We start from the raw sequence: 26,468 nt of genomic DNA, 5'->3' as shown, positions 1-26,468 counted from the left end.
TTCACTCGCTCAGCCCTGCTGCGGGCCGTCCTCGGCCACCAGCGCCTTGAGGCCCGCGCCCTGCGCGGCCACCGGGCTGGAGGCCATCTTGTGCAGCAGCGCGGCCACCGCCAGGTTCTGCGCGTCGCCGCTCAGGCCGGGCTTGGAGAGGATCTCCTTCAGGTCCGCCGGCAGGTCCTTCTCGCCGTTGAGGTAGCCGCCGAGCGCCTTCTTCAGCGACTCGCCGTGGTCCAGGGCGCCGTCCACCGCGCTGCCGAAGGACACCGCCTTGACGAAGCGCTCGAAGAACTGGCCGTCGCCGCCCACAATCTGGAACTTCGCGTTGGCGAAGGCCTTGGACAGCACCTCGGCCTGCGCGTGTGCAATGTCCTTGCGCACGCGGATGGCCTCGAGCTCCACGTCGCGCTCCTTCTGGATGCGGAGGCGGAACTCCTCGTGCTGCTTGCCCACGCCGTCCATCAGCTTCATGGACGCGGCCTTCTCGGCGAGGCCGCGGGCCTCGGCGAGCAGCTTCTCCTGGATGGCCGCGGCCTCCGCGAGCTGCTTCTCGCGGATGGCGATGGCCTCGGCCTCGCCGCGCTTCTGGATGGCGCTGGCCTCGGCCTCCTGGATACGGGCGCGGGCCAGGCCCTTCTCCTGCTCACCCGCGGCCTCGGCCAGCAGGCGCTCGCGGACGATGGTGGCCTGGGCGTGGCCCTGCTTCTCGATGGCGCCGGCCTCGGCCTCCTTCACGCGCACCTGCGCCATGCCGAGCTTCTCGGTGGCCTGCGCGTCGGCCTCCTTCACGCGGACGTTGGCCAGGCCGTTGGCGGCGGACTCGGCCTGGATGCCCTCGGCCAGCCGCATCTTCGCCTTGGCCGTCTTGTCGGCGGCCTCGAGGTCGGCCTCGGCCAGGGTGAGCTTCTCCTTGGCCATGAACACGGCCATCTCGCTGTTGGCCTTGGCGGCGTTGACGTCCTTGACCGTCTTCTCCTGCGCCTGGGCCTCGGCGGTGATGATGAGCGCGTCCTTGCGGCGGGTGGCCTCGGCCTTCACGCGCAGGTCCTTGATGCGCTCCTCCTCCTCCGCCACCGTCTTCTCCACGGCGATGCGGGCGCGGACCACGTCGGCGATGGCCTTCTTCTCGGCCTCCAGCGCCTTCTCCTTGGCGATGCGCTGCAGCTCCGTCTCGCGCTCGCGGTTGATGGCCTCCAGCGCGCGGTCCTTCTCCACGCGCTCGGCCTCCACGCCGACGACGCGCTCGCGGTTCTTCTGGGCCACCTCGACCTGGCGGGACTTGTTCTGCTCGTTGATGAGGATTTCCTCCTCGGCCTTGATGCGGGCCAGCTCCGACTTGGCGTGCTCCTCCTGCTTCACGCGCTCGGCCTCGGAGGCCTCGCGCGCGTGGATGCTGTCGATTTCACGCTTCTGCTTGGCGGAGGCCTCCTCGCGCTGGCGCTCGAGGGCGAAGATGGCCTCATCCGCCTCGACGTTGCGCTTGGTGACGGCCATGCGCTCGTCCTGGCGCAGCTCGTTGGTGAAGACGTTCTGCTTCGTCGTCAGCTCGGTGATCTTCCGGATGCCCTCGGCGTCGAGGATGTTGTCCTTGTCGAGCATCTCGACGGGGGTCTGCTCCAGGAAGTCGATGGCGCAGTCCTCCAGCATGTAGCCGTTGAGGTCGCGGCCGATGACGCGGACCACCTGGTCCTTGATTTCGTCACGCTTGGTGTAGAGCTCGACGAAGTCGAAGCTCTTGCCCACCGTCTTGAGGGCCTCGGAGAACTTGGCCTCGAAGAGGTTCTCCAGCGTCTCCTGGTCGGAGGCGCGCGCGCAGCCGATGGACTGGGCCACCTTGAGCACGTCCTCGCGCGTCTTGTTCACGCGCACGAAGAAGGTGACCTTGATGTCCGCGCGGATGTTGTCCTTGCAGATGAGGCCTTCCTTCCCGCGACGGTCGATTTCGACCGTCTTCAGGGAGATGTCCATCACCTCGGCGCGGTTGATGATGGGGTACACCACCGTGCCGGTGAAGGTGACGTGCGGCTCGCTCTTCAGCGTGTTGACGATGAGGACCTTGCCCTGGTCCACCTGGCGATAGAGCCGGACGATGGTGAGGGCGATACCGCCGAGGACGATGACGCCCACCGCGATGATGGGGAGGAGCTGATAAAGTTCCATGGCCTTTCCTGTGACGTGAAAACCGCGGGCCGTGAACCAAGCTCCGGAAGTCCCCCGCACAAGCCTTCCGGATGTGTTGTGCCGGCCGCCGCCCTCCCAAAGGGCAGACGCCGGAAGTCCCTCAGTGACGCGCCCTCGCGCGAGCGATGCTCGCGGCCTTGCTCGGGTCCCCGAGCTGCTTCATTTCCTCGGGGAGGAGCCAGTCCACCGGCTCCACCTCGTAGGCATCCCGCTCGGCGTCGTAGCCGAGGATCAGCGCCGGGTCGCCCCGCTTGAGGCCATTGGCCTTGGAGCAGACGACGTTGAGGATGAGGCCCGCGCCTCCGTCCTCGAAGGTGGCATGGCCGAAGCGGTCCGTGACGCTGCCGCTGCTGATGTTGCAAACGCCGCCCATCAATTCCGCACGGCCGGGCGCGCGCCGCGCGACGAAGACGGGCCGCAGCGGCCGCACGGCGAAGCCGGAGAGCACCAGTGCCACGACGAAGCACGCGAGGCCCAGCGTGCCGTTGGTGAGCCAGGACGGAAGCCGCCCATCCAGCGCGGAGTGCACCGGGCCCGCGCTCAGGAGCGACAGCGCCCAGGAGATGAAGCCCACGAGGCTGACGGACACCGTGAGGGGGATACCCGCGAAGCCCAGCGCCGCGAGGATGCCGCCGTCCACGTCCGCCGAGTGGTCATGCCCGTGCGCGGCCGCGGCCTTCACGCCACCTTCCAGCGCCCCACCCGCCGCCTTCGCCCCACCCTCCAGCGCGCTGCCCGCGGCCTTGAGCCCTCCCTGGAGCGCGCCGCCGGCGGCCTTCGCGCCGGCCTCGAAGTCCAGGTGTCCGTCGAGGACGTCGATGCCTACCGCGCCGATGATGACGAAGAGCCAGTACGTCAGCACCACGCCCATGACGATGGTGAAGACGGCGGTCGGGAAGGCCAGGATGGCTGTGAGAAACTCAGTCATGGCTCGCGCCACACTCTAAACGAGCCTTATTCCCATCGAAAACGCGGCCAGGCGCTTTTCCGCCTGAAACGGGGGCAGACGGCCGGGCGACGCCTGCGTTGCCGCGTGGCCCGGGGCTGTCCACCTCACGGGGAGCCCCCGTGCATGGTGCGCGGGGGTCTCCCTGTACCCCGGACCCATGCTGATGCACGCCGAGCCCACCTCACCGACGACGGAGCCCCGGAAGGCCGAGCGGCACCGGGCCAGCGGAGAGACGCAGCTCGAGCGGCTCCAGCGCGGGGGCATCCGGAGGCTGGGCACCGCGAAGCGCGGCTTCCGCTACGTGCGCGCGGACGGGAAGGCGGTGTCCAGGGCGGACCGCGAGCGCATCGACGCGATGCGGCTTCCTCCGGCGTGGACGCAGGTGGCCATCGCTCCGTCCCCCTCGGCGCGCCTGCAGGCGGTGGGCCTGGACGCGGCGGGCCGCTGGCAGTACCGCTACCACGCGTCGCACCGGAAGCGGCGGGACGAGGAGAAGTACCAGCGCATCGTCGGCTTCGCGCGGGTGCTGCCCCGCATGCGGCGGCGCGTGAATGCGGACCTGCGCAGGCAGGGGCTGGGCCGGGACAAGGTGCTGGCGTGCATGCTGCGCATCCTCGGCTCGTGCTTCATCCGCCCCGGCAGCCAGCAGTACGCGGACGAGAATGGCAGCTTCGGCCTGGCCACGCTGCGCAGGCGGCACGTGCGCGTGGCGGGCGACACGGTGACGTTCGACTTCCCGGGCAAGAGCGGCAAGCAGCAGCACCGGCAGCTCCGGGACAGGCGCGTGGCGACCATCGTCCGTCAGTTGATGAAGGTGCCCGGCCGCGACGTCTTCAAGTTCGTGCTGGATGACGGCGCCGTGGTGGACGTGCGGCGGCGCCACCTCAACGAGTACATCCAGGAGGTCATGGGCCCGCAGTTCAGCGCCAAGGACTTCCGCACCTGGGCGGGCACGCTCATCTGCGCGTGCGCGCTGGCCCGGGCTCGCGAGCGCGTGAAGAAGGAGGCCGGCGGCGACCTCGCGAAGAAGACGGCCCTCAAGAAGACCATGGTGGCCGCCGTGAAGGAGGCCGCCGCGCACCTGGGCAACACGCCCGCGGTGGCGAAGTCCTCGTACATCTACCCGTCCGTGCTGGCCATGTTCGAGCGTGGCCAGGTGGTGGACCGCTACTTCGAGTCGGTGGACGAATTGGCCGCGACGACGAGCGAGGGCCTCCACTGCTCGGAGAAGGCCCTGCTCGACATGCTCGACGAGGCGAAGCACTGAGGCGGGCGAATGCGCCCGCCCGTCACGTCAGGCCGGGACGAGCTCGACGACGCTCGGCGGCATGGTGGTGGGGAAGATGCCGGCGATCTTCATCCCGGCCTTGCGCGCCAGCGCCGAGTATTCGGCCTCGGTGCGCTCCTGCCCGCCCACGAGGACGAGCATCGCCACGTCGTAGAGGTTGCCGAAGTGCATGGCGTTGTCGCCCGGCAGCACCGTCTCCACGATGAGCAGCCGCGAGTCCGGCCGCATCGCCTCGCGGATGTTCTGCAGGATGCGCAGGCTCTTCTCGTCGTCCCAGTCGTGGAGGATCTGCGACAGGATGTAGACGTCCTGCCCCTTGGGGATGCTGGCGAAGAAGTCGCCGTCGACGACGTCGCAGCGCTCCTTCAGGCCCATCGAGGCGACGCGCTCGCGCGCCTCGGCCGCCACGTGGGGCATCTCGAAGATGGCGCCCTGGATGGCCGGGTGCGCGCGGAGGATGTGCGAGATGAGCGTGCCGGTGCCACCGCCCACGTCCATGACGGTGCGGGCGGAGCTGAAGTCATAGGCATTCACCACGGCGGGCGCGTTGAGCGTCTGGTACGCGGCCATGCTGCCGTTGAAGATGGCGGCATCCTCCGGGTGCGAGACCATGTAGTTGAAGAACGTGTCGCCCATGAACTTCTCGACGGACGGCTGGCCCGTCTTGAGCGAGGACTTCAAGTCCCCCCATGCCTGCCAGGAGAGCATGTGGCCATGCGCGCGAAGCGAGCCGTACACGGAGCCCGGGTTGTCCTTGCGCAGCATGCTGCCCAGCTCGGTGAGCCCCCAGCGCTCGGTCTGCTCGTCCTTTCGCAGCACCCCCAGGCTGCTGAGCAGACGAAGCATCCGGCGAAGCGAAGGCGCGTGGGTGTCGCTCGCTGCCGCGAGCTCTTCCACCGTCTTGGGCACATCGCCAATGGTGTCGGCGATGCCCAACTCGGCCATGATTTGCAGACAACGAGAAACCCAGAAGCCGTACACCATCTGCGTCATGATGAGGGCTGCGGGAGGGGGACTGTTGGTGGGTCGAGGGTGCTGACTCATGGGGGTCCTTCTGGGGGTTGAAGGAACGGCGGGGCTGGAACCTAGAAGGTAGGCTGTAAAATAGCGATTGGTCTATTGAACCCGTCTTGCGGTTTTCCCTTACGTGCGCCCGTACACCACTCAACGTGAAACCTTACCCGCACCGGAGCTCGAAATGCTCCGGGAGTCCCTACTCGGCTCACGTTTCGTCGCGCGGAGCCCGTTGATGGGGACGTTCCGCGCCAGTCGGGGCTTCGCCTTCATCTTCACACACGAGGGGCGCGCCACCCTGGAGGCCCGCTTCCCGTTCCTCTCTTGCTACCTGGCGAGGGTGTTGGATCCGGCCAGTGCTCGCGGGTTGTTGCCGTGGCGCGAGCGGCTGCTGGGGCGAAGGAAGGAGCGGCTCCTACCCAATGCCTTCTATCTGAACCTGCTGCTGCTGGACGCGGGCACGGGCGTGGGCCGGCACATCGACGCGACGCTCCAGGAGCCCAGCGGCGTGCCCGACGCGACGCCCCAGCACGTGAGCGTGCTGTACCTCCAGTTCCCGGAGCGCGCGAAGGGCGGCGAGCTGTGTCTGCTGCACGACAACGCGTCAGTGGGCGAGGTGCGTCCGCGCGAGGGAATGCTGGTGCACTTCCGAGGCGACTTGCAGCACGAGGTGCGGCCCTTCACCGGAGGCCCGGAGGGCGCGCGGCGGGCGAGCCTCGTCTGCGAGCAGTACGCCTTCCCGCCCGAGGCGCTCGCGCGCATCCCCACCTTTCGCATCCAGTCCAAGGCGGGCTTCGCCGCGTACCTCGATGACTGGCGCGAGCGGCCCGAGCGCGGCTCCGTGGGCGAGTTGGAGTAGCGCGGCCACGCCAGGCGACGTCACCGTGCGGCGACGCCTCCTGAAAGGTGAATCAGGTGGACGCCTTCAGGCGCAGGTCCGCCGTGGGGGCGAACGTGGGCGGACGGCGGTGGTGTGACGCCTGCTCGTAGGCGTAGGCGAGCTTCAGCAGCGTGGGCTCGCTCCACGCGCGGCCGATGAAGGACAGTCCCACGGGGAGCCCGAAGACGAAGCCGGCGGGCACGGTGATGGAGGCGTAGCCCGACACGGCCGCGGGCGTGGAGCTGCTGCCCAGCCAATGGTCGCCATTCACGAGGTCGATGAGGCCCGGAGGCGCCTGCGTGGGGGCGATGAGCGCGTCCAGCTTGTGCTTCGCCATGACGGCGTCCAGGCCCTGCTCGCGCGACAGCCTGCGGCAGTCCGCCAGCGCCTTGCGGTACTTCTTGTCCGTCAGCGGGCCCTTCGCCTGCGCCATGTGGAAGAGCTCCTGACCGAAGTACGGCAGCTCGGTGGAGCGGTGCTCGTCGTTGAAGCGGATGAGGTCCGCGAGCGTGCGCGGGTGCGTCCCCTCCCCCAGCCCGGCGAGGTACGCCTCCAGGTCCGCCTTGAACTCGAAGAGCAGCACCTCGAACTCGGGCTCGTCCATCTTCGCCGCCGTGGGGATGGGGGCCGGGTCGATGATGGTGGCGCCCCGGGCCTTCATCAGTTCAATCGCCTGCTCCACCAGCGCGTCGGTGGGCGCGTGGTAGCCGAAGAAGCGCTCGCGCGGCACGCCGATGCGCGCGCCCTGGAGGCCGTTGGGGTCCAGGAACTTCGTGTAGTCCGCGTGGGCCTTGCCCTGGCTCGCCGCGGTGGCGGCGTCCGACGTGTCGATGCCCGCGAGCACGGAGAGCAGCGCCGCCGCGTCCGCCACGGTGCGCGTCATGGGGCCCGCGGTGTCCTGCGAGTGCGAGATGGGGATGATGCCGGAGCGGCTCACCAGGCCCACCGTGGGCTTGAGCCCCACGAGCGCGCTGGCCGCCGAGGGCGACACCACGGAGCCGTCCGTCTCCGTGCCCACGGCCACCGTGCAGAAGTTGGCGGCCGCGGCGACACCGGAGCCCGAGCTGGAGCCCGACGGCGTGCGGTCCAGCGCGTACGGGTTGCGCGTCTGCCCGCCCCGCCCGCTCCAGCCGCTGGAGGACTTCGTGGAGCGGAAGTTCGCCCACTCGCTCAGATTCGTCTTGCCGAGGATGACCGCGCCCGCCGCGCGCAGGCGCTCGACGATGAAGGCGTCGCGCTGGGGCTTCGCGCCCACCAGCGCGAGCGAGCCGGCCGTCGTCTCCATGCGGTCCGCGGTGGCGATGTTGTCCTTGATGAGCACGGGGATGCCGTGCAGCGGCCCGCGAGCCCCCTTCTCCTTGCGCTCCTTGTCGAGCGCCGCGGCGATGGCGAGCGCGTCCGGGTTCAGCTCGATGACGGACAGGAGCGGGAGGTCTCCCTTGCGGTCCAGCTCGTTGATGCGCGCGAGGTAGCTCTCCGTGAGCCCGTGCGCGGTGTACTTGCCGGACTTCATGCCCGCCTGGAGGTCCGCGACGGTGGCCTCCTCCAACTCGAAGGGCTTCGCATTCGAGGCGGGCGCGGCTGTGGAAGCGGGCGCGGCGGGGGCCTGCGCGTGGGACTCCAGCGTGACGAGGGCGGTGGCCGCGGCCGTGCCGCCGAGGAAGGCGCGGCGGCTCAAGGCCGCGGAGGAGCTGCCAGGAGGAGTGGGCTTCTTCATGGGGTGCCGCGCACTACAGCAGCGGCGCGAGGACTGTCGCAAGCCGCGCCCCGCGCATGTGAGAAGCGCCGCGCGCACTGACGGTGCCTGCTACGTTGCCGGCCCCGATATGGCATCCAACCTGACCCTCCTGGCCGGCCCTGACGCATTGCGAATCATCCGTGAGCGGGGCCTGCGTGGCGACGACGTGGACGTCGTGCCCGGCGCTTCGGGCGGACCGAAGTGGCTGGTGCTGGCGGGGCTGGACCGGGCCCTCTTCGCCGGCCTCTTCAAGGGGCGCACGCGGCCGCTGCACCTGATTGGCTCGTCCATTGGAAGCTGGCGGATGGCGTGCGTGGCGCAGAGAGAGCCGGTGGCGGCGCTGCACCGCTTCGAGGCGGCGTACATCGACCAGCGCTACCCCGCGAAGCCGCCGCCATCACTGGTGAGCGAGACGAGCGCGCGCATCCTCGACGCGCTGCTGGGAGAGGACGGCGAGGCGGACATCCTCAACCACCCGTGGGCGCGGCTGCACGTCGTCACCGCGCTGTGCAAGGGGCCCGTGGGCGTGGAGCACCCGCGCGTGCAGATGCTGGGGCTGGCACTGTGCGCGGTGGGAAACCTCGTGAGCCGGCGCACGCTGGGGCTCCACATGGAGCGCGTCATCTTCCACTCCGCGGGGGACACCAGTCCCTTCGCCGGGCTGAGGGATTTGCCCTCCCTGCACCTGCCGCTGACGAAGGAGAACCTGCGCCCGGCGCTGCTGGCCTCGGGCTCCATTCCGCTGGTGCTCAGCGGCGTGAGGATTCCGGGCGCGCGGCCTGGCCTGTACCGCGACGGCGGCGTGCTCGACTACCACCTGGACCTGGACTTCGGCCCGGGTGAGGGGCTGGTGCTCTACCCGCACTTCTACCCGTACGTGGTGCCCGGCTGGTTCGACAAGTCCCTGCCCTGGCGGCGCGCGCGTCCGGCGAACTTCCGCCGCGCGCTGCTGATTGCGCCGTCGAAGGAGCTCGTCGCGCGGCTGCCCGGCGGGAAGATTCCGGACCGCGTGGACTTCGAGCGGCTCTCGGACACCGAGCGCATCCGCGCCTGGAATCAGGTGGTCTCCGAGAGCGAGCGCATGGGCGACGAGTTGCTGGAGCTCATCGCCACCGGCCGCCTCGCGGAGCACGTGCAGCCGCTGTAGCGCTGTCTCCCAGAAACACCGGCGGCCGGCCTCCTCGAAGGGAGAACCGGCCGCCGGAAGACTTCAAGACTTCAGCGGGGAACCACCGGGCCCGGGCCTCTGAAGCCGCCCGGGCCTGGCGGCACCGTCACCTCAGGCCAGCGTGTTGCGCCGACGGCGCAGCAGGCTGAGGAGCGCCAGGCCGAGCAGACCGGCCGGGGCGCCCGCGCCCGTGGAGGAGCAGCCGCCGCCGCGATCCGGCGTGGCCGTGGCCTCCACGGTGGCGGTGTGCGTGCCGCCGCGAGCGTCCGTCACGGTCAGCTTGAAGCTGAACGAGGCGCTGTCGTCATCGAGCTCGGGCACGTCGACGCTGAGCACCGCCTGGTTGGGGCTGCTCAGAGTGACGGCCGGGCCACCCGTCTGCTCCCACTTGTAGGTGATGGCGTCGCCGTCCGGGTCGCTGGAGGCCGAGCCGTCGAGCGTCATCGACGTCTGGTCGCCAGAGAGGAGGATGCGGGCCTTCGCCACCGGGACGATGTTGTCGGCCTGCGTGACAGTCACCGTCACGGTGTCGCCGGCGCTGGTGAGCGTGCCGTCGCTCACCACCAGGCGGAACACGAACTCCGTGCTCGCCTTCACGTCCGGCGCGGTGAAGGTCGGCTTCGCCGTGGTGGCCCCGTTCAGGCTCACCCACGGGCCGCCCACCTGCGTCCACTGGTACGTCACCGTGTCGCCATCGGCGTCAGCGCTGGCGCTGCCGTCGAGGGTGACCGCGGCCTTGCCCTTGGCGGAGATGGCCTGGCCGGCCTCGGCCACGGGCTCGCGGTTGACGTTGCGCACCGTCACCACCACGTCGTGGGTGGCGGAGGCATGGCCGTCGCTCACCGTCACGCGGAAGGTGAGCTCGGTGTTGGCAGTCACCTCGCCCGTCGGGAAGGTGGCCGTCGCGGAGTTGCCACCCGTCAGGGTGACCGTCGGACCGGACACCTGCTCCCAGGCGTAGGTCAGGCTGTCGCCGTCGGGGTCCACACCGGAGGCCACGAGCGAGGCGGTGCTGCGCTCGTCGACCACCACCGCGGAGGCCGTCACGGACGGGTTGCGGTTGACCGAGCCCACGTGCACGTCCACGGTGTCGCTGGTCGTCGACTTGCCGTCGCTCACCGTCACGATGAAGGAGAGCGTGTCACCGTTGGCGGTCTCCGGCGCAGTGAAGGACACCGTGGCCGAGTTGGCGTTGGACAGCGCCACCGGCGTGCCGCCCACCTGCACCCAGTGGTAGGTCAGCGCGTCGTTGTCCGCGTCGGAAGCGGAGGCGGTCAGCGTCACCGCCGAGCGCTCGTCCGCAGCGGCATCCGCACCCGCGTTCACCGTGGGCGGGACGTTGACCTGACGCACGTTCACGACGACCGTCTGGCTCGCCTGGTCGTGGCCGTCGCTCACCGTCACGGTGAACGAGAGGACCGCGTCTGAGGGCACCTCGCCGGTGTTGAAGGACACCGTCGCGGAGTCAGCACCCGAGAGCACCACGTTCTGGCCCTCCGGCTGCGTCCAACTATAGCTCAGCGAGTCTCCGTCCGGATCCGTGGCGGAAGCCGACAGCGTCGCCGCGCTGCGCTCGTCGAAGGAGGCGGACGAGGCCGTCACCACCGGCGCGCGGTTCACGTTGCCGATAATCACGTCCACGGCGTCGCTGGTGCTCGTCTTGCCGTCGCTCACCTTCAGCTGGAAGGTGAGCGTCTCGCCCGTCTGCGTCTCCGGCGCGGTGAAGGTCGCCGTCGCCTTGTCGTAGTCCTGCAGCGCGACCTTGGTGCCGGCCGTCTGCGTCCACAGGTAGGTCAGCGCGTCGTTGTCCGCGTCGGAAGCGGAGCCGGAGAGCGTCACGGTGGTGCGCTCGTCGGCGGTGCCGTCGATGCCCGCGTTCACGGTGGGGGCGCGGTTCACTTCGAGGACACGCACCGTCACCGTGTCGGTTGCCGTGACGGCGCCGTCGTTGACGGACAGCCGGAGCACCAGGTTCGAGTCGGCCGCCACGTCGGGCGCCGTGAAGGACGGCGTCAGGGTGTTGGCGTTGGTGATGGTCACGTTCGGCCCGGACACGCGCGTCCAGGTGTAGGTGAGCGCCTGGCCGTCCGCATCGAAGGCGTTACCGATGAGCGACACCGGGTTGCGCTCGTTGACCGTCACGTCCGGACCGGCGGAGATGACCGGAGCGGTGTTCGCGCACACGCCGGAGTCCGCGCAGATCTTGATGAACGGGGTGTTGGTGATGCCGGAGAAGGAGATGTCGTCCAGCACCCAGCCGGTGAAGCCGGCGCCGTTGTCCGTACCGATGCGGAAGCGGACCTGCACCGTCTTGCCGGCGTAGGCGGTCCCCAGGTTCAGCGTGGCGTTGTTGAACGCCGGGAAGCCCGCGGTGGTGCCGACGAAGGCGCGGCGGCCCTTCAGCGGGTTGAGGTTGCCGGCGTAGACGACCAGCTCGCCCGTGTAGAGCGACGTACCGATGTCCACCCACGTGTCGCCCCCGTCCTCGGAGAGCTCGATGACGGCGCCATCGTAGTAGCCGTCCTTGTCACTCTCGAAGTCGTAGGAGTGCTTGAAGGAGACGATGAGCGGCTCGGTCGGGCTGACGGTCAGCGGCGGGGTGACGAGGCTGTAGTCGGCCGGCCCGCCCACGTCCTCGCCGTAGAACGAGCGGTTGAGGTCGCTGAACTCGACGACGCCGAACTCCGCCTCGACGAGGTCCTCATTGTACTCAGCGCCCCAGGGCAGGCTGCTCGGGGTGGCCTCCACCGTCTCGCTGGAGGTCGCGTTGGGGACCTCGTCGTAGTTGGCCTTGAAGGCCAGCGTGTCGGTCTTGTCGCCCGGAACGGCCTGACGATCGTCACGCACGGCGAACGAGAAGTCGAGCCGCTGGGCCGTCGCCGCGCCCGACAGCGACACGGGGACGGACACGATGCCGTAGCCGAAGATGGGGATCTCCGGGAAGGCCGCGGTGCCGTGGTTGCCCATCGTCACGCCCGGGGTGGACGACATGACGGTGACGCTGGTCTCCGTCGCGGGCTGGGAGCTGCTGTTGTAGACGATGAAGGTGAGCTGCCCCGTCTCGCCGTTGTCGAGGATGCCGTCCTCGTCACCGGGGTGCGACAGGTCGTCCTCGTAGAAGGCGGCGACAATCTGCACGTCGATGCCGGTGACGAAGCTCTCCACCACGCCCGCGTGGTTGGTGGAACCCTTGGGCGGAGCCACCGCGCCGGCGCCGGCGCCGCGCTTGGCGAAGGCGTTCCAGAAGCGCTCGCCGTCCGCCGGGTCGTTGGCGTAGGCCGCGGCGATGATGGCGTCACGCGCCTCGAGGAAGGTCGGAGCCGCGGGCGTGAGCTTGTACCCGTTGACCAGGTAGTTCTTCATGCGGTCCTGCGCGTCCTGGAAGGGATGCGCGCGCAGCAGGGACGTGTAGCACTCCCACAACATCGTGGCCCAGACCTCGCCGGAGTTGTGGACCTCGGAGTTGACGCCGCCCGGGGAGATGGGGGCGGTGGTGGGCAGCGCCACGCCGTCGGTGATGTGCTTGAACGTCAGGGCGTTCTTCGCCATGTCCGACGAGTACGTCACGCGACGGATGCCGAAGAACGCGGGGTCCGGCGAGCTGCCGCGGGTGGCGAACTCGGCCGCGCCGTAGGCGCCGTTCCAGTTGGCGTTGGACGGGACGTTGATGTCCTCGGGACGCGTGACCATCAGCAGGGCGGTGAAGTCGCCCCAGCCCTCGCCCATGGACCGACCCTGGTTGTTGGTCAGACCGGCGGAGTTCTGGACGAGGCGGTTGCTGATGTAGTGGCCCCACTCGTGGGCCACGATGATGTTGTCCACCGTGCCGTCGAGGTTGAGGGCCGCGTTGCGGACCAGGCGCACGTTGAGGCCCTCGGCGATGCGCAGCGCGTTGCCCTCCGCCCGGGTGAGGCGCAGCGTGGGGATGGTGATGCCGTCGGCCGCACCACCGAGGTTGGTCAGGTAGCCGGGCTGGTTGTCGGCGATGATGACGCCGATGGCGCCCGCCACCTGCGCGTTGGCCGCCTTCACGGTGAAGGCGCACGTGCCGCGGTCGATGAAGGCAATCTTCCCCGCCACGGCCGCGGCGTTGGTAAACGCGGTGCAGCCGTCCGTGGTGGACGGGCCAGCGGTGTTCGCCGCGTCCAGGGCGACGACCACGTCCCCCGTGACGTCGAACGTCTGGGGACCGAAGTCCGTGGCGATGCCCGCCCGGTAGTCACCCGCGACGCTGGCGGGGGCATTGACGGTCACTCGCGCGTCGCGGCCATCGAACAGGTACATGCGCATGCGCGGATGTGCACCGTCCGCCGGCGTGGCCATGTTGGCGTTGTTCGTGCCGCTGAAGTCCTGGGCCTGCGCGTTGATGGAGTCGCCGCCGATGCCGCCGCGGTCGAAGTTGTCCTCCTGCGCGTTGCCGGACGCCTCGTCGAAGCCGGCGTCGTAGTACCAGTCGTGGAGCCAGTTGTTGAGGAAGAACAGGCTCGTCGTCGCCGCGGCAATCTGCTCCGGGTTGGCGTTCGGCTCGATGTCGAACAGCATGGTCCGGTCGAACACGCCGGGGGCGGTGACGGCGGGGCGCAGGTCGCCGTCGTTGTAGCCGTCCGGCTCCGCGATGTTCGCGAACGCGTCCACGTTGTTGCCGGTCGTCACCGTGGCGTCATCCGGCAGCCAGGGGTCGTTCTGGCTGAAGGGCGCGTTCTGCAGCGTGACGAGCGCGGGCGCCACGTACGGCGGCCGGAAGCCGTCGGGAACACCCGTCGGGTGCGGCGTGGCGTTGGTGCCGGCGGGGCCGTCGTGCGGCGTGTACGGCGGCGTGGAGTCCGCGAACACGCGGTAGCTGAACTCCGCGTCGGAGGTCAGGTTGTTCCGCATCAGGATGCGGCCGTCGAACGCGGAGATGACGTACGAGTAGTAGTCGGAGTCCTTGCTGTCCGGGCGGCCCGTGTTGAGCTCCACGTAGTACGCGGGCACCAGCGCGTTGGGCAGGTTGAAGTACACCTGCTTCGCGCGCGCCGGGATGATGAGCCCCTCCTCCAGCGGACGGGCGTAGGTGGCCAGGTCGAAGTGCGTGTACTTGCCGGCGTTGGCCGCCTTCACGTTCCTGAGCAGGCTGGCGTCCAGCGCGGTGCCGGTGAGGTCCTGGTAGGCCGCGGCAACGGCGGCGTTGGCCGGAATCTGGAACTTCACGCGCGGCGCGGCGGCGCTGGAGGCGTGCTTGGAGAGCTCGCCGGAGACCGCCACCAGCTCGTTGTTGCGGTTGAGCAGGACGTTCAGCGTGCTGCGGAAGACCTCGATGCCGCCGGCCTCCTGCGTCAGCGTGACGATCTTCACGCCCTGCTTGTTCTTGCTGACGTTGACGACCTTCGCGCCCGCGGCCTCGAAGGAGCTCACGCCATAGAGCGGAGCGGCGTCCGCGATCTGCTCCAGAGCGGCCTGCTCGGGCGCCATGCTCGCGAGCTGGGCGGCGCGCTGCTTCGTCGAAGCATCCGCGCGCTTCTGGGCCCAGATGAACGTCGGAGAACCGGTCCGCTCATCACGATGAGCGACGCGCGGCCCCTTGAAGTCCACGGGCTTGAAACCCGCGGCGACTCGACCCGCGGGCTTCGCGTCCTGCAAGGCATCGTAGTTCGGCAGGGTCCGGGCTACAGCGCTGGCTCCAGACAACACCAGCGACAGGCCAGACAGAGTGGCAACCAACCTTCTCACGTGGGGGAGCTCCCTTTTTCGGCGGGGTGGGAGCCACCTTGCGACCTGGGAAGGTGTCCCAGCACCATCGCCGGAACTCCAGGTCGCAGCCGGATGACCCCCAGGTGACAAACTGTCACCTGTTGGAGAGATTAGTGCCCTTACTGATGTGGGTTGAAAGGCGACATTCGCGTTTTATTCCCAACGCGGCGCAGAATTCCGTGGTTGCGGCAGGTTATGAGGGAATACGGAGGAAAAATGCGGTGGTTCCGGACCCTGTGGATTTCCGTTTTCTTGGTTTCTGGCCCGGCGATGCACTCCACGGCCTGCCGGAGCCCCGCGAAGACGCCTCCATCCGCCGTGGCGGGTGACACCCAGGTGACGGGTGGAGGGAACGGCGCGGCGGCCGCGGATGTCCAAGGCCGCGACGCGGGCGTGGAGCAACGCGAGGTGCCGCCACCCTCCCCTGCTCCGGCGGCGGACGCGGGCGGTTGTCCGCGCAAGCTGGAGCGCTGTTGTGACGGGCATTGCGGCACGGCGCTCGAGTGCGCGCAAATCGCGTGCGACCCCGCGCCTGGGCATCCCGCGCCGGAGCGCTGAGCAGGGCCTCGCCGTGCGCTCACGGGTGCGCGGGGAGCGAGGCCTCCGCGGGCGAAGCCATCCACGTGCGCAGCTGCGCCTCGAGGTACTCGCGGACCGTCATCGGCTGGCGCCATGCGAATGCGTCCGTCTCCGGGTGGCGCAGCCGGCCCCGTCCGGCGAGCTGAATCAGGAGGTGCGGTCGCACGAGTCCCTCGCGCGCCTCTTCCACCGGTGAGCTCGCGCGCGCCAGGTAGCGGCGAAGTTCCTCCACCGAGCCGCGGCAGACGCGCTGGAGCTGGCGGCCCGTGAGCTCCTCGTAGAGCCGGGCCACTTCGTTCACCGTCACCACGTCCCCCACGAGCTCCAACCGCCGGTTCTCCGTGCTCCGGTCCACCACGGCCTGCGCCACCCACCGCGCCACGTCGCTCATCGCGGTGACGTCGAACGGCTCGTCGCCCGTGCCCCAGTACGCCACGTGCCCGCGCTCCAAATCGAACACGTGCGCCGCTGGTGACAGCGCCACCTCCATGAAGGCCCCGCAGAGGATGAACGTGTGCCGCAGGCCGCTCTTCACCACGGCCTCCGCGACACGCCGGTGCCAGTCCAGGCGCGCGTCCTCGCCTTCGCCCAGCCCGAAGTAGTCCGGCGAGTAGTCGGAGGGAATGAAGCGCATGACGCCGTGCCGCCTCGCCGCGTCCAGCAGCCGCAACTGTCCGTCCACCATGACGTCGCGCCCGCCGCGCACGGCGGACACCACCGCGTCCACGCCCTCCAGCGCCGAGTCGAGCGCTCGCGCATCCTGAAGCGAGCCCTCGACGAGCGTCACGCCCTGGTCCGCGAGCCCGTCCAGCGACTCCAGCGGCGTGCCCGGGCGGACCAGCCCGTGGAGGTGAATGCCGGGCCGCGAGAGCAGCGCCGAGGCGAGCCGGTGCCCGAACCTGCCCGTGCCTCCCACCAGCAGGACGTGCGTGGCCTCGGTGTCCATGGTGCGCTCCTCCTCACCGGCGGGCAGGCGCGGAGGGGGGCCCCGTCCAGCGCATGCGGCCTCACCGGGAAGATGGAGCGTCGGGAGGATGCCGACTGCGACACACCCTCTGGGGGCCCCTGGTCCGCACGAGGGACGAGCAGGAGTCCCGGCGGCGGGTGCACCAAAGCAATCGGCCCGGCCATCCAGGAGGATGACCGGGCCGATCCGAGTTGCGGGGGCAGGATTTGAACCTGCGACCTTCGGGTTATGAGCCCGACGAGCTACCAGGCTGCTCCACCCCGCGTCATGTGTCTGTCTTCGAACCGCTGATGCCCGGCTTACATTCCGCCGGGCTTCAGGTGCAACGAGTTGCGGGGGCAGGATTTGAACCTGCGACCTTCGGGTTATGAGCCCGACGAGCTACCAGGCTGCTCCACCCCGCGTCAGAGAGAAGCGAGGCGGTAAGTACCGTCCCCGCCCTGGAGCGTCAACACCTTTCTCCGCGCTGCTCCATTCATCCGGAGCAGCGAGGAGAAAGGGGGCGTTACTTGCGCATCTTGCTGAGCAGGTCGGCGAAGGTGCCGAAGCCCTTCTTGCCCGCGCCCTGCGGCTGCTGCGTCTTCTGCCAGGCCTCGACCTCGGCGCGCTCCTCCGCACGCTGGGCGGCGGTGACGGAGAGGCGAATCTTGCCGGACGCGTCGATGTCCAGGATGGCCACCTTCACCTCCTGGCCCAGCGAGTAGTGCTTGCGCAGGTCCGTGCCGCGCTCGGTGCCCGTCTCGCTCGCCGGCAGGAGGCCCTTGCCGCCGGGGAACTGGAGGAACACGCCGTACGGCTCGATGCGGTCCACCTTGCCGACGACGACCTCGCCCACCTTGGGGCGGGGCGCCGCGGGCTGCTTCGCCTGCGCGGGGGCGCTGGCGGCGGTGGGCGCCGGACGCTCCTCGGGAGGACGCTGCGCCTCCTCCTCGGAGATACGGCGCAGGCCGATGCGCTTTTCGTTGGCGTCGATCTTCTCGACGGCCACCCAGATGACCTCACCCTCCTTCACCACGTCGCGCGGGTGCGCGATGCGGCGGTCGCTCAGCGCGGAGATGTGCACGAGGCCATCCACGCCGGGGCGCAGCTCCACGAAGGCGCCGAAGGGCTGCAGGCGGACGACCTTGCCCTGCAGGCGGTCGCCCTCCTTGATCTCGGAGATGGCCTTCTTGAAGGGGTCCTCCATGCGCGCGCGCATGGACAGGGTGATGCGCTCCTTCTGCTTGCTCTTGTCGGGCGAGTTGGGCTGCGCGGCCTCCATGCGGAGGATCTCCACCTCGACCTCGTCGCCGACGTTGACCACCTCGCTCGGGTGGCCCACGCGCGTGTACGACAGCTCGGAGACGGGAATCATGCCCTCCACGCCGCCCAGGTCGACGAAGACGCCGAAGTCACGCACGCCGGTGACCTTGCCCTTGACGACCCTGCCCTCGCCCAGGTTCTTGCGCGTCTCGGCCGCCAGCCGCTTCTGCTCCTCCTCGAGGAGCGCGCGGCGCGACAGCACCACGTTGCGCTCACGCACCTCGGTGACGCGGAACTGGAGCTTCTCGCCGATGAACTGGTCCGGCTTCTCCACGAAGCGCAGGTCCAGCTGGCTGATGGGGCAGAAGGCGCGGATGTCGCCGATGGCGACCTCGACACCGCCCTTGTTCACGCTGAGGACCATGCCCTCCACGGGCATGCCGGAGGCGCGGGCCTCGGCGAGCAGGGCCATGGACGCGCTGCCCTTGGCGAGCGCGCGCGACAGCATGATGCCCTTGGCGCCCACCTCGATGACGTGCGCGTCGATGCTGTCACCCACGCCGAAGCGGAGGATGCCCTCATCGTCCTTGAGCTCGCGCAGCTCGATCATCGCCTCGCTCTTGGCGGCGCCCTCGATTGAAACGAAGGCGGTGTCCGCGCCGAGCTGGAAGATGGTGCCGCGGACCTTCTCGCCCACGCGCACGCCCCGGCGCCCCGGAGTGCCACCCTCCTTGGCCTGCGCCTCGAACATCTCGGCGAAGGACTGGGACTCGGGGACCTCCTCGTAGAGCGCGCTGGTGGGCGCGGGAACCGGCGCCGGGCGCGGAGCAGGCGTGGGGGCCGGCGTCGCGGCCGAAGCCTCGGCGGCGGCGCCCGTGGCCTCGGCCGTGGCCGTCGCGTCGGCGGGCTTGTCGGCCACCGGACCGCGCGTCTCGATGACGCCGGACGCGCGCTTCACGACCACCATGGGGCCGGACGGACGGCGCTCACCGCCACCGCGGCGCTCGCCTCCCCTGTCACCACCGCCACGCGGGGGACGGTCGCCGCGCGGGGCACCACCCTCGGGGCGCGGCGACGCTTCACGCTCGCCACGACCTCCGCGGTCGCCTCCACGCTCGCCACCGCGGCCACCACCGCGCCCACCCCGGTCCCCCTCGCCGCGGCCACTGCCCCCAGAGGGGATGCCGAGCATCACGTCGCCGAAGGTAGCCTTCGGCTTCTTGGGACCCATCCCGCCCGGACCGCCAGAATTGGAACCGTTCTTCTCGTCGCTCACTGCCGAGACCTTCCTGAGACGAATTCGACCCTGACTTCCCGAGAAGCCGGGCCCCGGTGAAAAAGGCGGCGCACTCTACACGCGCGCCATGCCCGGCGGAAGCCAGATGACGCGCACGCCGTGTGCCCCGATGCTTCGTCCACTAACGGAGGCGGTGCGTCAGGCCATCCCATCGCACTGCTTGCGGGTCCAAACAACCGCCGGTTGGCCCGTGAGGAGCCGAGTATTCGCGGGAGGTTAGCGCACCAGCCGGAGCTTGCGGCCGACCTTGCGGAACACCGCGCCGGCCTCTGGAACCCCCATGGCGGCGGCCAGTGAGAAATACACCACGCCAAAGGGAATCGCCGTCGCCAGGAAGCCAACAACCGGGTGCAACTGAGGGGGGACGAGGATGCTCCCACCCCACTCCGCCACGTCGGGCATGGGGCCGAGCAGGGCCGCGAGCCCCAGCTTGACGCCCACGGCCACCAGCCCGGCGGCTACAGCGGCCGCCCACAGCCGGGGCAGCAGCCCCGGGGGCACGCCTACCGGGCCAATCTGCTTCACGAGCCGGCGCCGCAGGAGGCCGGCCTCCAGCCAGGCCACCATGCCGCCCACCAGGGTGAGGCCCACCGCGCCCAGGTCCTCGGGCAGGTGCAGCCAGCCGGGGAGCTTCAGGCCCAACAGCCACGCGCCGAGGGCGCCCGTGGACACGCGCACAATCGCGAAGCGCAGCGGCGTCTTCGGGTCCTTCAGTGCGTAGAAGGCGGAGGCGTAGAGGCGCCCCACGGTGGAGGCCACGAGGCCCACCGCCGCGCCCATCAGCAGGTACCAGAGGTAGCGCGAGTCGCCTGCCCCGAAGCGCCCCGTCTGCAGCAGCGCCGCGGCCACCATGTCCCCGAGGAAGAGGAACGCGGCGGCGGAGGGCACCACCCAGAAGGCGATGCGCCGCGCGCCGTTGCCGATGCGCTCGCGCAGCTTCGCGGCCACGTCCTGCCCCTCGCCCGAGGCGCGCGACATCTCCGGCAGTTCCGCGGCGGACACCGCCATGCCGAAGAGGCTCACCGGGATGAGGTAGATGGTCTGCGCGTACAGCAGGGAGGACACCGCGCGGTTGGAGATGATGGTCGCGAAGGCGGTGTCCACCCACGCGCTGAACTGCACCACGCCGCGCCCCAGCACCACCGGACCGAAGTTCTTCAGCACCTGGCGCACGGACCCGCTGGCCAGCGACAGCGACGGACGGAAGCCGCCCAACAGCCGCAGCGTCGACGGCACCTGCACCGCGAACTGGAGGAAGCAGCCCAGCACCACGCCGTAGGCGAGCACCTGCACCAGCTCGTCATCGGTCCTTCCGCCGCCGGCCCCGGCGATGACGAGCGTGGCGATGATGACGATGTTCCACACCACTGGCGCCATGTACGACAGCAGGAAGCGGCGATGGCTGTTGAGGATGCCCAGGCACCACGCGCTCAGCACCAGCATCCCCGTGCCGGGGAAGAGGATGCGCACCAGGGTGATGGCCAGCTCGCGTGAGTGGTCCTCGAAGCCCGGGGCGATGAGATCCACCAGCAACGGCGTGGCGAGCATGCCCACCGCCACCATGATGGCGGTGATGAGCGACAGCAGGCCGAACACCGCGCCCGCCACGCGGTCCGCCTCCTTCGTCTCGTCGCGCCCCAGCAGCCCGGCGTACACGGGGATGAACGACCCGGAGAGGACGCCCTCGCCGAAGAGGTTCTGCAGGAAGTTGGGGATGCGCAGCGCGGCCTTGAAGACGGCCGCCGCGTCCAGGTTGCCGAGGTAGTGCGCGAAGACGCGCTCACGCACCAGGCCCATCAGGCGGGACGCGAGGATGCCGGTGGCGACGAGCACCGCGCCCCTTCCTCCTGGGCGCGCGAGCCGGGCGGGAGGAGTCGAGGGCGGCGGCGGGGACACGGGCTCGGGCGTGGAGGCAGTCACCAGGGGCGGGACTCTACGCACGCCGTTGAGTGGCATGAAACGCCAAACCCGGGCAGCCTCTTTCACTTGACGCTAACCCGCCAGGTTGCCAGGGTCCGGTGGCAATGGCCGGAACCCCCGACAGCGACCTGGACGACGTGGCGCGCATCCGCCGCGTGCTGGCCCGCGAGCTCGAGACCATCAACGAATACGAGGCCTTTGCCCGGGCCTCCTCGTCCCCCGACGTCCGCGCCTTCTTCCTGCACCTGGCCGCCGAGGAGAAGGAGCACGTCTCCGAGGCCGTCCACATGCTGCGCCTGTTGGACAGCGGGCAGGACACCTTCTTCACGCAGCCGGTGGCCACCGGCCACTTCGAGGGTGCCGCCGCGGGGCCCGGAGCGCCCGCCGCTCCCCCGCCGCCCTCCCAGCGGGCGGCCCCGGCGGCGCCTCCTCCCGCGCCGCCCACCGTGAATGGCCGCAACAGCCGCCTCGAGCCTCCCACGTCGCTGCCTCCGCAGCGGCTCATGTATGGCCTCCCGGCTCCGCCGCCCTCGGCGGAGTCCCACCCGCTGACCGTCGGCTCGCTCCGCCGGGGCGGTGGTGGCAGCAGTGGCAGCGGTCGCTGACGTCCCCCTTCTCTGCTTGTTGACGCTTTTGGAGAACACCCGATGCCTGACTTCCTTGGACATGCCGAGAACCCCCTCCGCGAAGAGGAGTGGGCGCGCCTGAACGAGACCGTCATCCAGGTGGCTCGGCGGTCGCTGGTCGGCCGTCGCATCCTGGACATCTACGGTCCGCTGGGCGCGGGCGTGCAGACGGTGCCCTACGACGAGTTCCAGGGCGTGTCCCCCGGCGCGGTGGACATCGTGGGCGAGCAGGAGACCGCGATGGTCTTCACCGACGCTCGCAAGTTCAAGACCATCCCCATCATCTACAAGGACTTCCTGCTGCACTGGCGCGACATCGAGGCGGCGCGCACGCACAACATGCCGCTGGACGTGTCCGCCGCCGCGGGCGCCGCCGCGCTGTGCGCGCAGCAGGAGGACGAGCTCATCTTCTACGGCGACGCGCGCCTGGGCTACGAGGGGCTGATGACGGCCAACGGCCGGCTCACCGTGCCGCTCGGCGACTGGACGGTGGCGGGCGGCGGCTTCCAGGCCATCGTCGACTCCACGCGCAAGCTGAACGAGCACGGCCACTTCGGCCCGTACGCCGTGGTGCTGTCGCCGCGGCTGTACTCGCAGTTGCACCGCATCTACGAGAAGACGGGCGTGCTGGAGATTGAAACCATCCGCCAGCTCGCGTCGGACGGCGTGTACCAGTCCAACCGCCTGCGCGGGGACTCCGGCGTGGTGGTGTCCACCGGCCGGGAGAACATGGACCTGGCCGTGTCCATGGACATGGTGGCCGCGTACCTGGGCGCCTCGCGGATGAACCACCCGTTCCGCGTGCTGGAGGCGCTGCTGCTGCGCATCAAGCACCCGGACGCCATCTGCACCCTCGAGGGCCCCGGCGCCAACAGCGCGCCCCCGGCCCCCACGCACCGCCGCTAGCCGCACGCCCTGACACACCTCATGGCAAAGGTCCTGGTCATCGACGACGAGGCGAACCTCCGCAAGGTGCTCGCCGCGATGCTGAGACGGGACGGCTTCGACGTCACCGTGGCGGAGAACGGCGAGCAGGGGCTCGCCGAGTTCCACAAGAACGGCGCGGACATCGTGGTGACGGACTTGGTGATGCCCAAGGTGGGCGGCATGGAGGTGCTGGGCACCGTCCGCGCCGCCAACCCGGACGTGCCGGTCATCATCATCACCGCGCACGGCACCGTGGACTCCGCCGTGGACGCCATCAAGGCCGGCGCCTTCGACTACATCACCAAGCCCTTCGACCAGGCGGAGCTGTCCTCCGTCGTCGCGAAGGCCGCCAAGACGAACGAGAGCGCCCGCCGCTCCGTGCGTCCGGACGTCAAGGCGCGCGCCGCCATCATCGGCGACTCGCCGCAGATTCAAGAGGTCTACAAGATCATCGACAAGGTGGCGGACACGCCCTCCACGGTGCTGATTACCGGCGAGAGCGGCACCGGCAAGGAGCTCATCGCCACCGCGCTGCACGGCGCCTCCAGCCGGCGCGACAAGCCGTTCATCAAGATCAACTGCGCGGCCATCCCCGCCACGCTGCTGGAGAGCGAGCTGTTCGGCTACGAGAAGGGCGCCTTCACCGGCGCCGTCACCTCCAAGCCGGGCCGCTTCGAGCTGGCCGACGAGGGCACCCTCTTCCTGGACGAGATTGGCGAAATCCCGGTGGAGATGCAGGTGAAGCTGCTGCGCGCGCTCCAGGAGGGCGAGTTCGAGCGCGTGGGCGGCATCAAGACGACGCGCGTGGACGTGCGCCTCGTGGCGGCCACCAACCGCGACCTCCAGGCGGAAATCGAGGCGGGACGCTTCCGGAAGGATTTGTACTACCGGCTCGCGGTGGTCCCCATCACCCTGCCCGCCCTGCGCGAGCGCCGCGGCGACGTCCCCATGCTCGCGCGGCACTTCGTGGACAAGTACAACCGGCGCCTCAACAAGAAGATTGAAGGCATCGCCGATGACGCAATGGCCCTGCTCCAGGGCTACGCGTGGCCGGGCAACATCCGCGAGTTGGAGAACCTCATCGAACGCGTGCTGCTCTTCGCGGACGGGCCGCTGATTACGGCGAAGGACCTGCCCGAGCCGGTCCGCGGTGGAGCGGGCGTGCAGGCGGGCGCCGTGGCGTCTGCTTCCACGCCGTCCATGGAAGTGCCCACGGGCGAGGTGGGGCTCAAGGACATCGTCCGCATGAAGGCGGCCGAGCTGGAGCGCGACCTCATCGTGAAGAAGCTGGATGAGACGGGCGGCAACGTCACGCGGGCCGCTCGCCTGCTTCAGATCAGCCGCAAATCGCTGCAGACGAAGATGAAGGAATTCGGCCTGCGCGACACCACACCAGACGGGCAGGACGACGGAACCGACGAGTAACGGCGCGCGGCGAAATTAATCCGCGCGCGCGTCGGTTTCGGGCCGGCCCACTCTTTCCAAACCCAGGGAGCTTGTATGCGGCCGAACCTTCCCACCCTCGGTGCCCCTCCGAAGCGCAGCCCGCTCGGACCGGTGGTCGCCGTGTCCCTCATCCTCGGCGGAGCCGCCGGTGGCGTGTGGTGGTGGAAGCAGCGGATGGTGAATGCCACGGAGCAGGCCGCGCAGGTCGCCGCCCCCGTGGCTCCGGCGGATGCAGGTGCCGTGGCCGCGGCGCCCGTCGCGCCTCCTGCCCCGGTGGACCCGGTGAAGGCCGCCGGCCTGGAGCGCGCCTCGGTGCGCATCGACGGTCCGCTGGAGACGGCGCTCGTTGGCGCCGCTGGCCCGGAGGTGGGCCCCGCGCTGGCGCAGGTGGTGACGCGCACGCTGGTGTGGTGGGTGGAGGTGCCGGGGGAAATCCTCCGCGGCGACACGCTCGACGTGCTGTACCAGCGCCGTGAGAACGAGGAGCCCCTCGTGTACGCGGTGCGCTTCACCAGCGGCAAGCTGGGCAAGACGATGAGCGCCTACCGCTACCAGGGCGAGGGCGACAAGAACGCCCGCTACTACCTCCCCAATGGCGACGAGCTGGAGATGCGCCTGGAGAAGTCGCCCATCGACGACTACGAGCAGGTGACGTCCCTGCTGCGCGACGGCCGCCGCCACAAGGGCGTGGACTTCCGCACCCCGGTGGGCACCCCCATCAAGGCGCCCTTCAACGGCGTGGTGAAGCGGAAGAACTGGAACTGGGGCAGCAACGGCAACTGCGTGGAGCTGGTGGAGTCCGGCGGCCGCGGCCGGCGCGCCCTCTTCCTGCACCTGGACGAGCTGCCCAGGGACTTGAAGCCGGGCAGCCGCTTCACCACGGGCCAGGTCATCGCCGCCAGCGGCAACACGGGCCACTCCTTCGCCCCCCACCTGCACTACCAGCTCATGCTGGGCGAGGAGAAGGTCCTGGACCCCTTCGAGCAGCACAAGACCTACCGCCGCTCGCTGAATACGGCCAACAAGTCCCTCTTCGAGACCGAATTGCGCCGCCTGGATGGGCTCCTCGGCACCTCCGTGGCCGGGAAGTAAATCCTACCCGTTTCTTGACACTCCTCCGACGGCGCGGCTAGCTGGAAGCCCCCGGGCCTTGCCGGAAGGCCCGGGCGATTCGCCGTCGGAGGTCGGATGCACAGGCTTCGCGCCGTACTCGCCGCAGTCACCCTGGGCGCGCCCCTCGCCGCGAGCGCGGCGGACATCACCCGGATTGCGTCGTCGTTCGAGGATGACGACCCGTTCGACCTCTTCATCGACGTGGGCTTCGAGCGCACGCAGACGCGCGCGAAGATCGTCCGCGAGCAGCTCATTCCCGCGGGCTCGTCGGACGCCACCACGCGCATCGACGCCAGCGAGCTCTGGTACAAGGGCGTGGACGCGCGCCTCAACCTGCAGCTCGCCTTCGGCCTGTACCGGGACCTCGAGTTCTCGTTCAAGCTGCCGCTGGTGTTCCAGCAGAACGAGCGGTGGGACTACACCTCCGAGTCGTCGCCGGAGAACTCCACCATCACCAACAACTGCCTGAACCCGGACGGCTCGGTGATTGCGGGCTGCGGGCCAGGCAACACCACGCCCCTCTTCGGCATCCCGCAGGAGAGCTTCCGCGGCGGCCTGGGCAACATGCACTTCGGGCTGGCCTACGCCTTCTTCAAGCAGGAGAAGGACCCCACCAAGCCCACGTGGATTGTGGGCCTGGACTACGAGGCCCCCACCGCCAAGCAGCGCGACCCGAGCGCCAACACCACGGACCCGGACGAGCGCGGCAACATCGGCGACCGCGTCCACAAGTATCAAATCTACACGTCCTTCTCGCGCCGCATGGGCGTGGCCGAGCCGTACTTCAAGGCCAGCTACACCATCCCCGTGCGCGGCCCGGGCATCTACTCCAACTGCGACCAGCGCGACGCGGACCCGCCGACCCTGGGCGCACCGCAGAATTGCGGCACCGGCCCGTGGACGCGAAAGGAGACGGGCATCCACGCTCCCACGCAGGCGGGCATGCTCTTCGGCGTGGAGTTGGTGCCCTTCGAGAAGCCGCAGAAGTCCCAGAAGTTCGCCCTGGACGTGCGCGGCATCGGCAACTACGTGGGCGGCGGCCGGTACTACAACGAGCTGAGCCAGGCGCTGGGCAAGCTCCTCACCTCGGAGCAGTACTTCCAGGTGGGCGGCATGCTGGGCGTCAGCGCCAGCGCGGCCGAGTCCTTCACCATCCGCGCCTCGGGCACGTTCCTCTACAACACCGACCACACCCTCACCGCCGAGGAGCTGGGGCAGGACATCGACGGCAGCGGCTCGGTGGATGTGGAGTCGAACCCCGCGGAGCTCAACCCGACGTTCGACTGGCGCTATGACCTGGTCTCCCGCCGCTTCCGCGCGGTAGAGAGCACCACGTTCCGTTTCGACCTGAGCGCCTCGTTCAACTTCTAGCCGCGCGCTGGGACGGGCTGCTTCCAGTCCGTCCC

The 26,468-nt window shown here is 69.6% G+C and carries 17 protein-coding genes and 2 tRNA genes; 9 read left to right on the top strand and 10 right to left on the bottom strand.

The window, feature by feature from the left end; all coding sequences use genetic code 11:
- Positions 1-9 precede the first annotated feature (9 nt).
- Positions 10-2,157: a flotillin family protein gene (locus tag ACVTJA_RS24750; RefSeq protein ID WP_465839679.1), complete on the bottom strand. Its 2,148-nt coding sequence runs from the start codon at positions 2,155-2,157 to the stop codon at positions 10-12.
- Between the two features lie 121 nt (positions 2,158-2,278).
- Complete coding sequence (locus tag ACVTJA_RS24745) at positions 2,279-3,106, bottom strand: hypothetical protein (protein ID WP_465839677.1); 828 nt, start codon at positions 3,104-3,106, stop codon at positions 2,279-2,281.
- Between the two features lie 178 nt (positions 3,107-3,284).
- Between ACVTJA_RS24745 and ACVTJA_RS24740 the strand changes: the two genes are divergently transcribed.
- On the top strand, positions 3,285-4,394 hold the full coding sequence (locus tag ACVTJA_RS24740) for a DNA topoisomerase IB (RefSeq protein WP_465839676.1): 1,110 nt from the start codon (positions 3,285-3,287) through the stop codon (positions 4,392-4,394).
- A gap of 27 nt (positions 4,395-4,421) precedes the next feature.
- On the opposite strand, the gene ACVTJA_RS24735 is transcribed toward ACVTJA_RS24740, so the two are convergent.
- Complete coding sequence (locus ACVTJA_RS24735) at positions 4,422-5,459, bottom strand: methyltransferase (RefSeq protein WP_465839674.1); 1,038 nt, start codon at positions 5,457-5,459, stop codon at positions 4,422-4,424.
- Between the two features lie 103 nt (positions 5,460-5,562).
- Here ACVTJA_RS24735 and ACVTJA_RS24730 point away from each other — a divergent pair, with 103 nt between their 5' ends.
- The gene (locus tag ACVTJA_RS24730) at positions 5,563-6,288 is read left to right on the top strand and encodes a 2OG-Fe(II) oxygenase (RefSeq protein WP_465839672.1); all 726 of its coding nucleotides are present in this window, start codon (positions 5,563-5,565) and stop codon (positions 6,286-6,288) included.
- Between the two features lie 52 nt (positions 6,289-6,340).
- Here ACVTJA_RS24730 and ACVTJA_RS24725 read toward each other — a convergent pair whose 3' ends face one another.
- Complete coding sequence (locus tag ACVTJA_RS24725; RefSeq protein ID WP_465839670.1) at positions 6,341-8,026, bottom strand: amidase; 1,686 nt, start codon at positions 8,024-8,026, stop codon at positions 6,341-6,343.
- A gap of 109 nt (positions 8,027-8,135) precedes the next feature.
- On the opposite strand from ACVTJA_RS24725, the gene ACVTJA_RS24720 reads away from it, so the two are divergent.
- Positions 8,136-9,194, top strand: a complete 1,059-nt coding sequence (locus ACVTJA_RS24720) for a patatin-like phospholipase family protein (RefSeq protein ID WP_465839669.1) — start codon at positions 8,136-8,138, stop codon at positions 9,192-9,194.
- Between the two features lie 132 nt (positions 9,195-9,326).
- On the opposite strand, the gene ACVTJA_RS24715 is transcribed toward ACVTJA_RS24720, so the two are convergent.
- Positions 9,327-14,924, bottom strand: a complete 5,598-nt coding sequence (locus tag ACVTJA_RS24715; RefSeq protein ID WP_465839667.1) for a myxosortase-dependent M36 family metallopeptidase — start codon at positions 14,922-14,924, stop codon at positions 9,327-9,329.
- Positions 14,925-15,215: 291 nt separating this feature from the next.
- Between ACVTJA_RS24715 and ACVTJA_RS24710 the strand changes: the two genes are divergently transcribed.
- The gene (locus ACVTJA_RS24710; protein WP_465839666.1) at positions 15,216-15,503 is read left to right on the top strand and encodes a hypothetical protein; all 288 of its coding nucleotides are present in this window, start codon (positions 15,216-15,218) and stop codon (positions 15,501-15,503) included.
- 19 nt (positions 15,504-15,522) lie between these two features.
- On the opposite strand, the gene ACVTJA_RS24705 is transcribed toward ACVTJA_RS24710, so the two are convergent.
- The 5 genes from ACVTJA_RS24705 to murJ form a co-directional block, all read right to left on the bottom strand.
- Positions 15,523-16,470, bottom strand: coding sequence for an aromatic alcohol reductase (locus ACVTJA_RS24705; protein ID WP_465839664.1), 948 nt, complete (start codon positions 16,468-16,470; stop codon positions 15,523-15,525).
- Between the two features lie 212 nt (positions 16,471-16,682).
- A tRNA-Met gene (locus ACVTJA_RS24700) sits at positions 16,683-16,756 on the bottom strand.
- Between the two features lie 65 nt (positions 16,757-16,821).
- Positions 16,822-16,895, bottom strand: a tRNA-Met gene (locus ACVTJA_RS24695).
- Positions 16,896-16,996: 101 nt separating this feature from the next.
- Complete coding sequence (locus ACVTJA_RS24690) at positions 16,997-18,964, bottom strand: S1 RNA-binding domain-containing protein (RefSeq protein ID WP_465839662.1); 1,968 nt, start codon at positions 18,962-18,964, stop codon at positions 16,997-16,999.
- A gap of 282 nt (positions 18,965-19,246) precedes the next feature.
- Complete coding sequence (murJ, locus tag ACVTJA_RS24685) at positions 19,247-20,986, bottom strand: murein biosynthesis integral membrane protein MurJ (RefSeq protein WP_465839660.1); 1,740 nt, start codon at positions 20,984-20,986, stop codon at positions 19,247-19,249.
- 68 nt (positions 20,987-21,054) lie between these two features.
- On the opposite strand from murJ, the gene ACVTJA_RS24680 reads away from it, so the two are divergent.
- The 5 genes from ACVTJA_RS24680 (at position 21,055) to ACVTJA_RS24660 (ending at position 26,433) form a co-directional block, all read left to right on the top strand.
- Positions 21,055-21,555, top strand: a complete 501-nt coding sequence (locus tag ACVTJA_RS24680; RefSeq protein WP_465839659.1) for a ferritin — start codon at positions 21,055-21,057, stop codon at positions 21,553-21,555.
- Positions 21,556-21,597: 42 nt separating this feature from the next.
- Positions 21,598-22,482 carry an encapsulin nanocompartment shell protein EncA gene (gene encA, locus ACVTJA_RS24675; protein WP_465839658.1) on the top strand — a complete coding sequence of 295 codons (885 nt, stop codon included), beginning with the start codon at positions 21,598-21,600 and terminating at the stop codon, positions 22,480-22,482.
- Positions 22,483-22,503: 21 nt separating this feature from the next.
- Positions 22,504-23,928 (top strand): sigma-54-dependent transcriptional regulator, encoded by a 1,425-nt coding sequence (locus tag ACVTJA_RS24670; protein WP_465839656.1) that lies wholly within the window; start codon positions 22,504-22,506, stop codon positions 23,926-23,928.
- A 75-nt stretch (positions 23,929-24,003) separates the two neighbouring features.
- Entirely contained in the window at positions 24,004-25,041 is a 1,038-nt protein-coding gene (locus ACVTJA_RS24665) for a M23 family metallopeptidase (protein WP_465839655.1), read from the top strand.
- Positions 25,042-25,137: 96 nt separating this feature from the next.
- On the top strand, positions 25,138-26,433 hold the full coding sequence (locus ACVTJA_RS24660; protein WP_465839654.1) for a hypothetical protein: 1,296 nt from the start codon (positions 25,138-25,140) through the stop codon (positions 26,431-26,433).
- The last annotated feature ends 35 nt before the right edge of the window (positions 26,434-26,468 follow it).

Source organism: Pyxidicoccus sp. M6, assembly GCF_055568925.1.
This window is presented reverse-complemented; position numbering and strand designations above follow the sequence as displayed.

Coding starts and splice junctions, on each gene's coding strand:
- ACVTJA_RS24750 (WP_465839679.1), bottom strand. CDS start 2,157: ATGGAACTTTATCAGCTCCTCCCCATCATCGCGGTGGGCGTCATCGTC.
- ACVTJA_RS24745 (WP_465839677.1), bottom strand. CDS start 3,106: ATGACTGAGTTTCTCACAGCCATCCTGGCCTTCCCGACCGCCGTCTTC.
- ACVTJA_RS24740 (WP_465839676.1), top strand. CDS start 3,285: ATGCTGATGCACGCCGAGCCCACCTCACCGACGACGGAGCCCCGGAAG.
- ACVTJA_RS24735 (WP_465839674.1), bottom strand. CDS start 5,459: ATGAGTCAGCACCCTCGACCCACCAACAGTCCCCCTCCCGCAGCCCTC.
- ACVTJA_RS24725 (WP_465839670.1), bottom strand. CDS start 8,026: ATGAAGAAGCCCACTCCTCCTGGCAGCTCCTCCGCGGCCTTGAGCCGC.
- ACVTJA_RS24720 (WP_465839669.1), top strand. CDS start 8,136: ATGGCATCCAACCTGACCCTCCTGGCCGGCCCTGACGCATTGCGAATC.
- ACVTJA_RS24710 (WP_465839666.1), top strand. CDS start 15,216: ATGCACTCCACGGCCTGCCGGAGCCCCGCGAAGACGCCTCCATCCGCC.
- ACVTJA_RS24705 (WP_465839664.1), bottom strand. CDS start 16,470: ATGGACACCGAGGCCACGCACGTCCTGCTGGTGGGAGGCACGGGCAGG.
- ACVTJA_RS24690 (WP_465839662.1), bottom strand. CDS start 18,964: ATGGGTCCCAAGAAGCCGAAGGCTACCTTCGGCGACGTGATGCTCGGC.
- murJ (WP_465839660.1), bottom strand. CDS start 20,986: ATGCCACTCAACGGCGTGCGTAGAGTCCCGCCCCTGGTGACTGCCTCC.
- ACVTJA_RS24680 (WP_465839659.1), top strand. CDS start 21,055: ATGGCCGGAACCCCCGACAGCGACCTGGACGACGTGGCGCGCATCCGC.
- encA (WP_465839658.1), top strand. CDS start 21,598: ATGCCTGACTTCCTTGGACATGCCGAGAACCCCCTCCGCGAAGAGGAG.
- ACVTJA_RS24670 (WP_465839656.1), top strand. CDS start 22,504: ATGGCAAAGGTCCTGGTCATCGACGACGAGGCGAACCTCCGCAAGGTG.
- ACVTJA_RS24665 (WP_465839655.1), top strand. CDS start 24,004: ATGCGGCCGAACCTTCCCACCCTCGGTGCCCCTCCGAAGCGCAGCCCG.
- ACVTJA_RS24660 (WP_465839654.1), top strand. CDS start 25,138: ATGCACAGGCTTCGCGCCGTACTCGCCGCAGTCACCCTGGGCGCGCCC.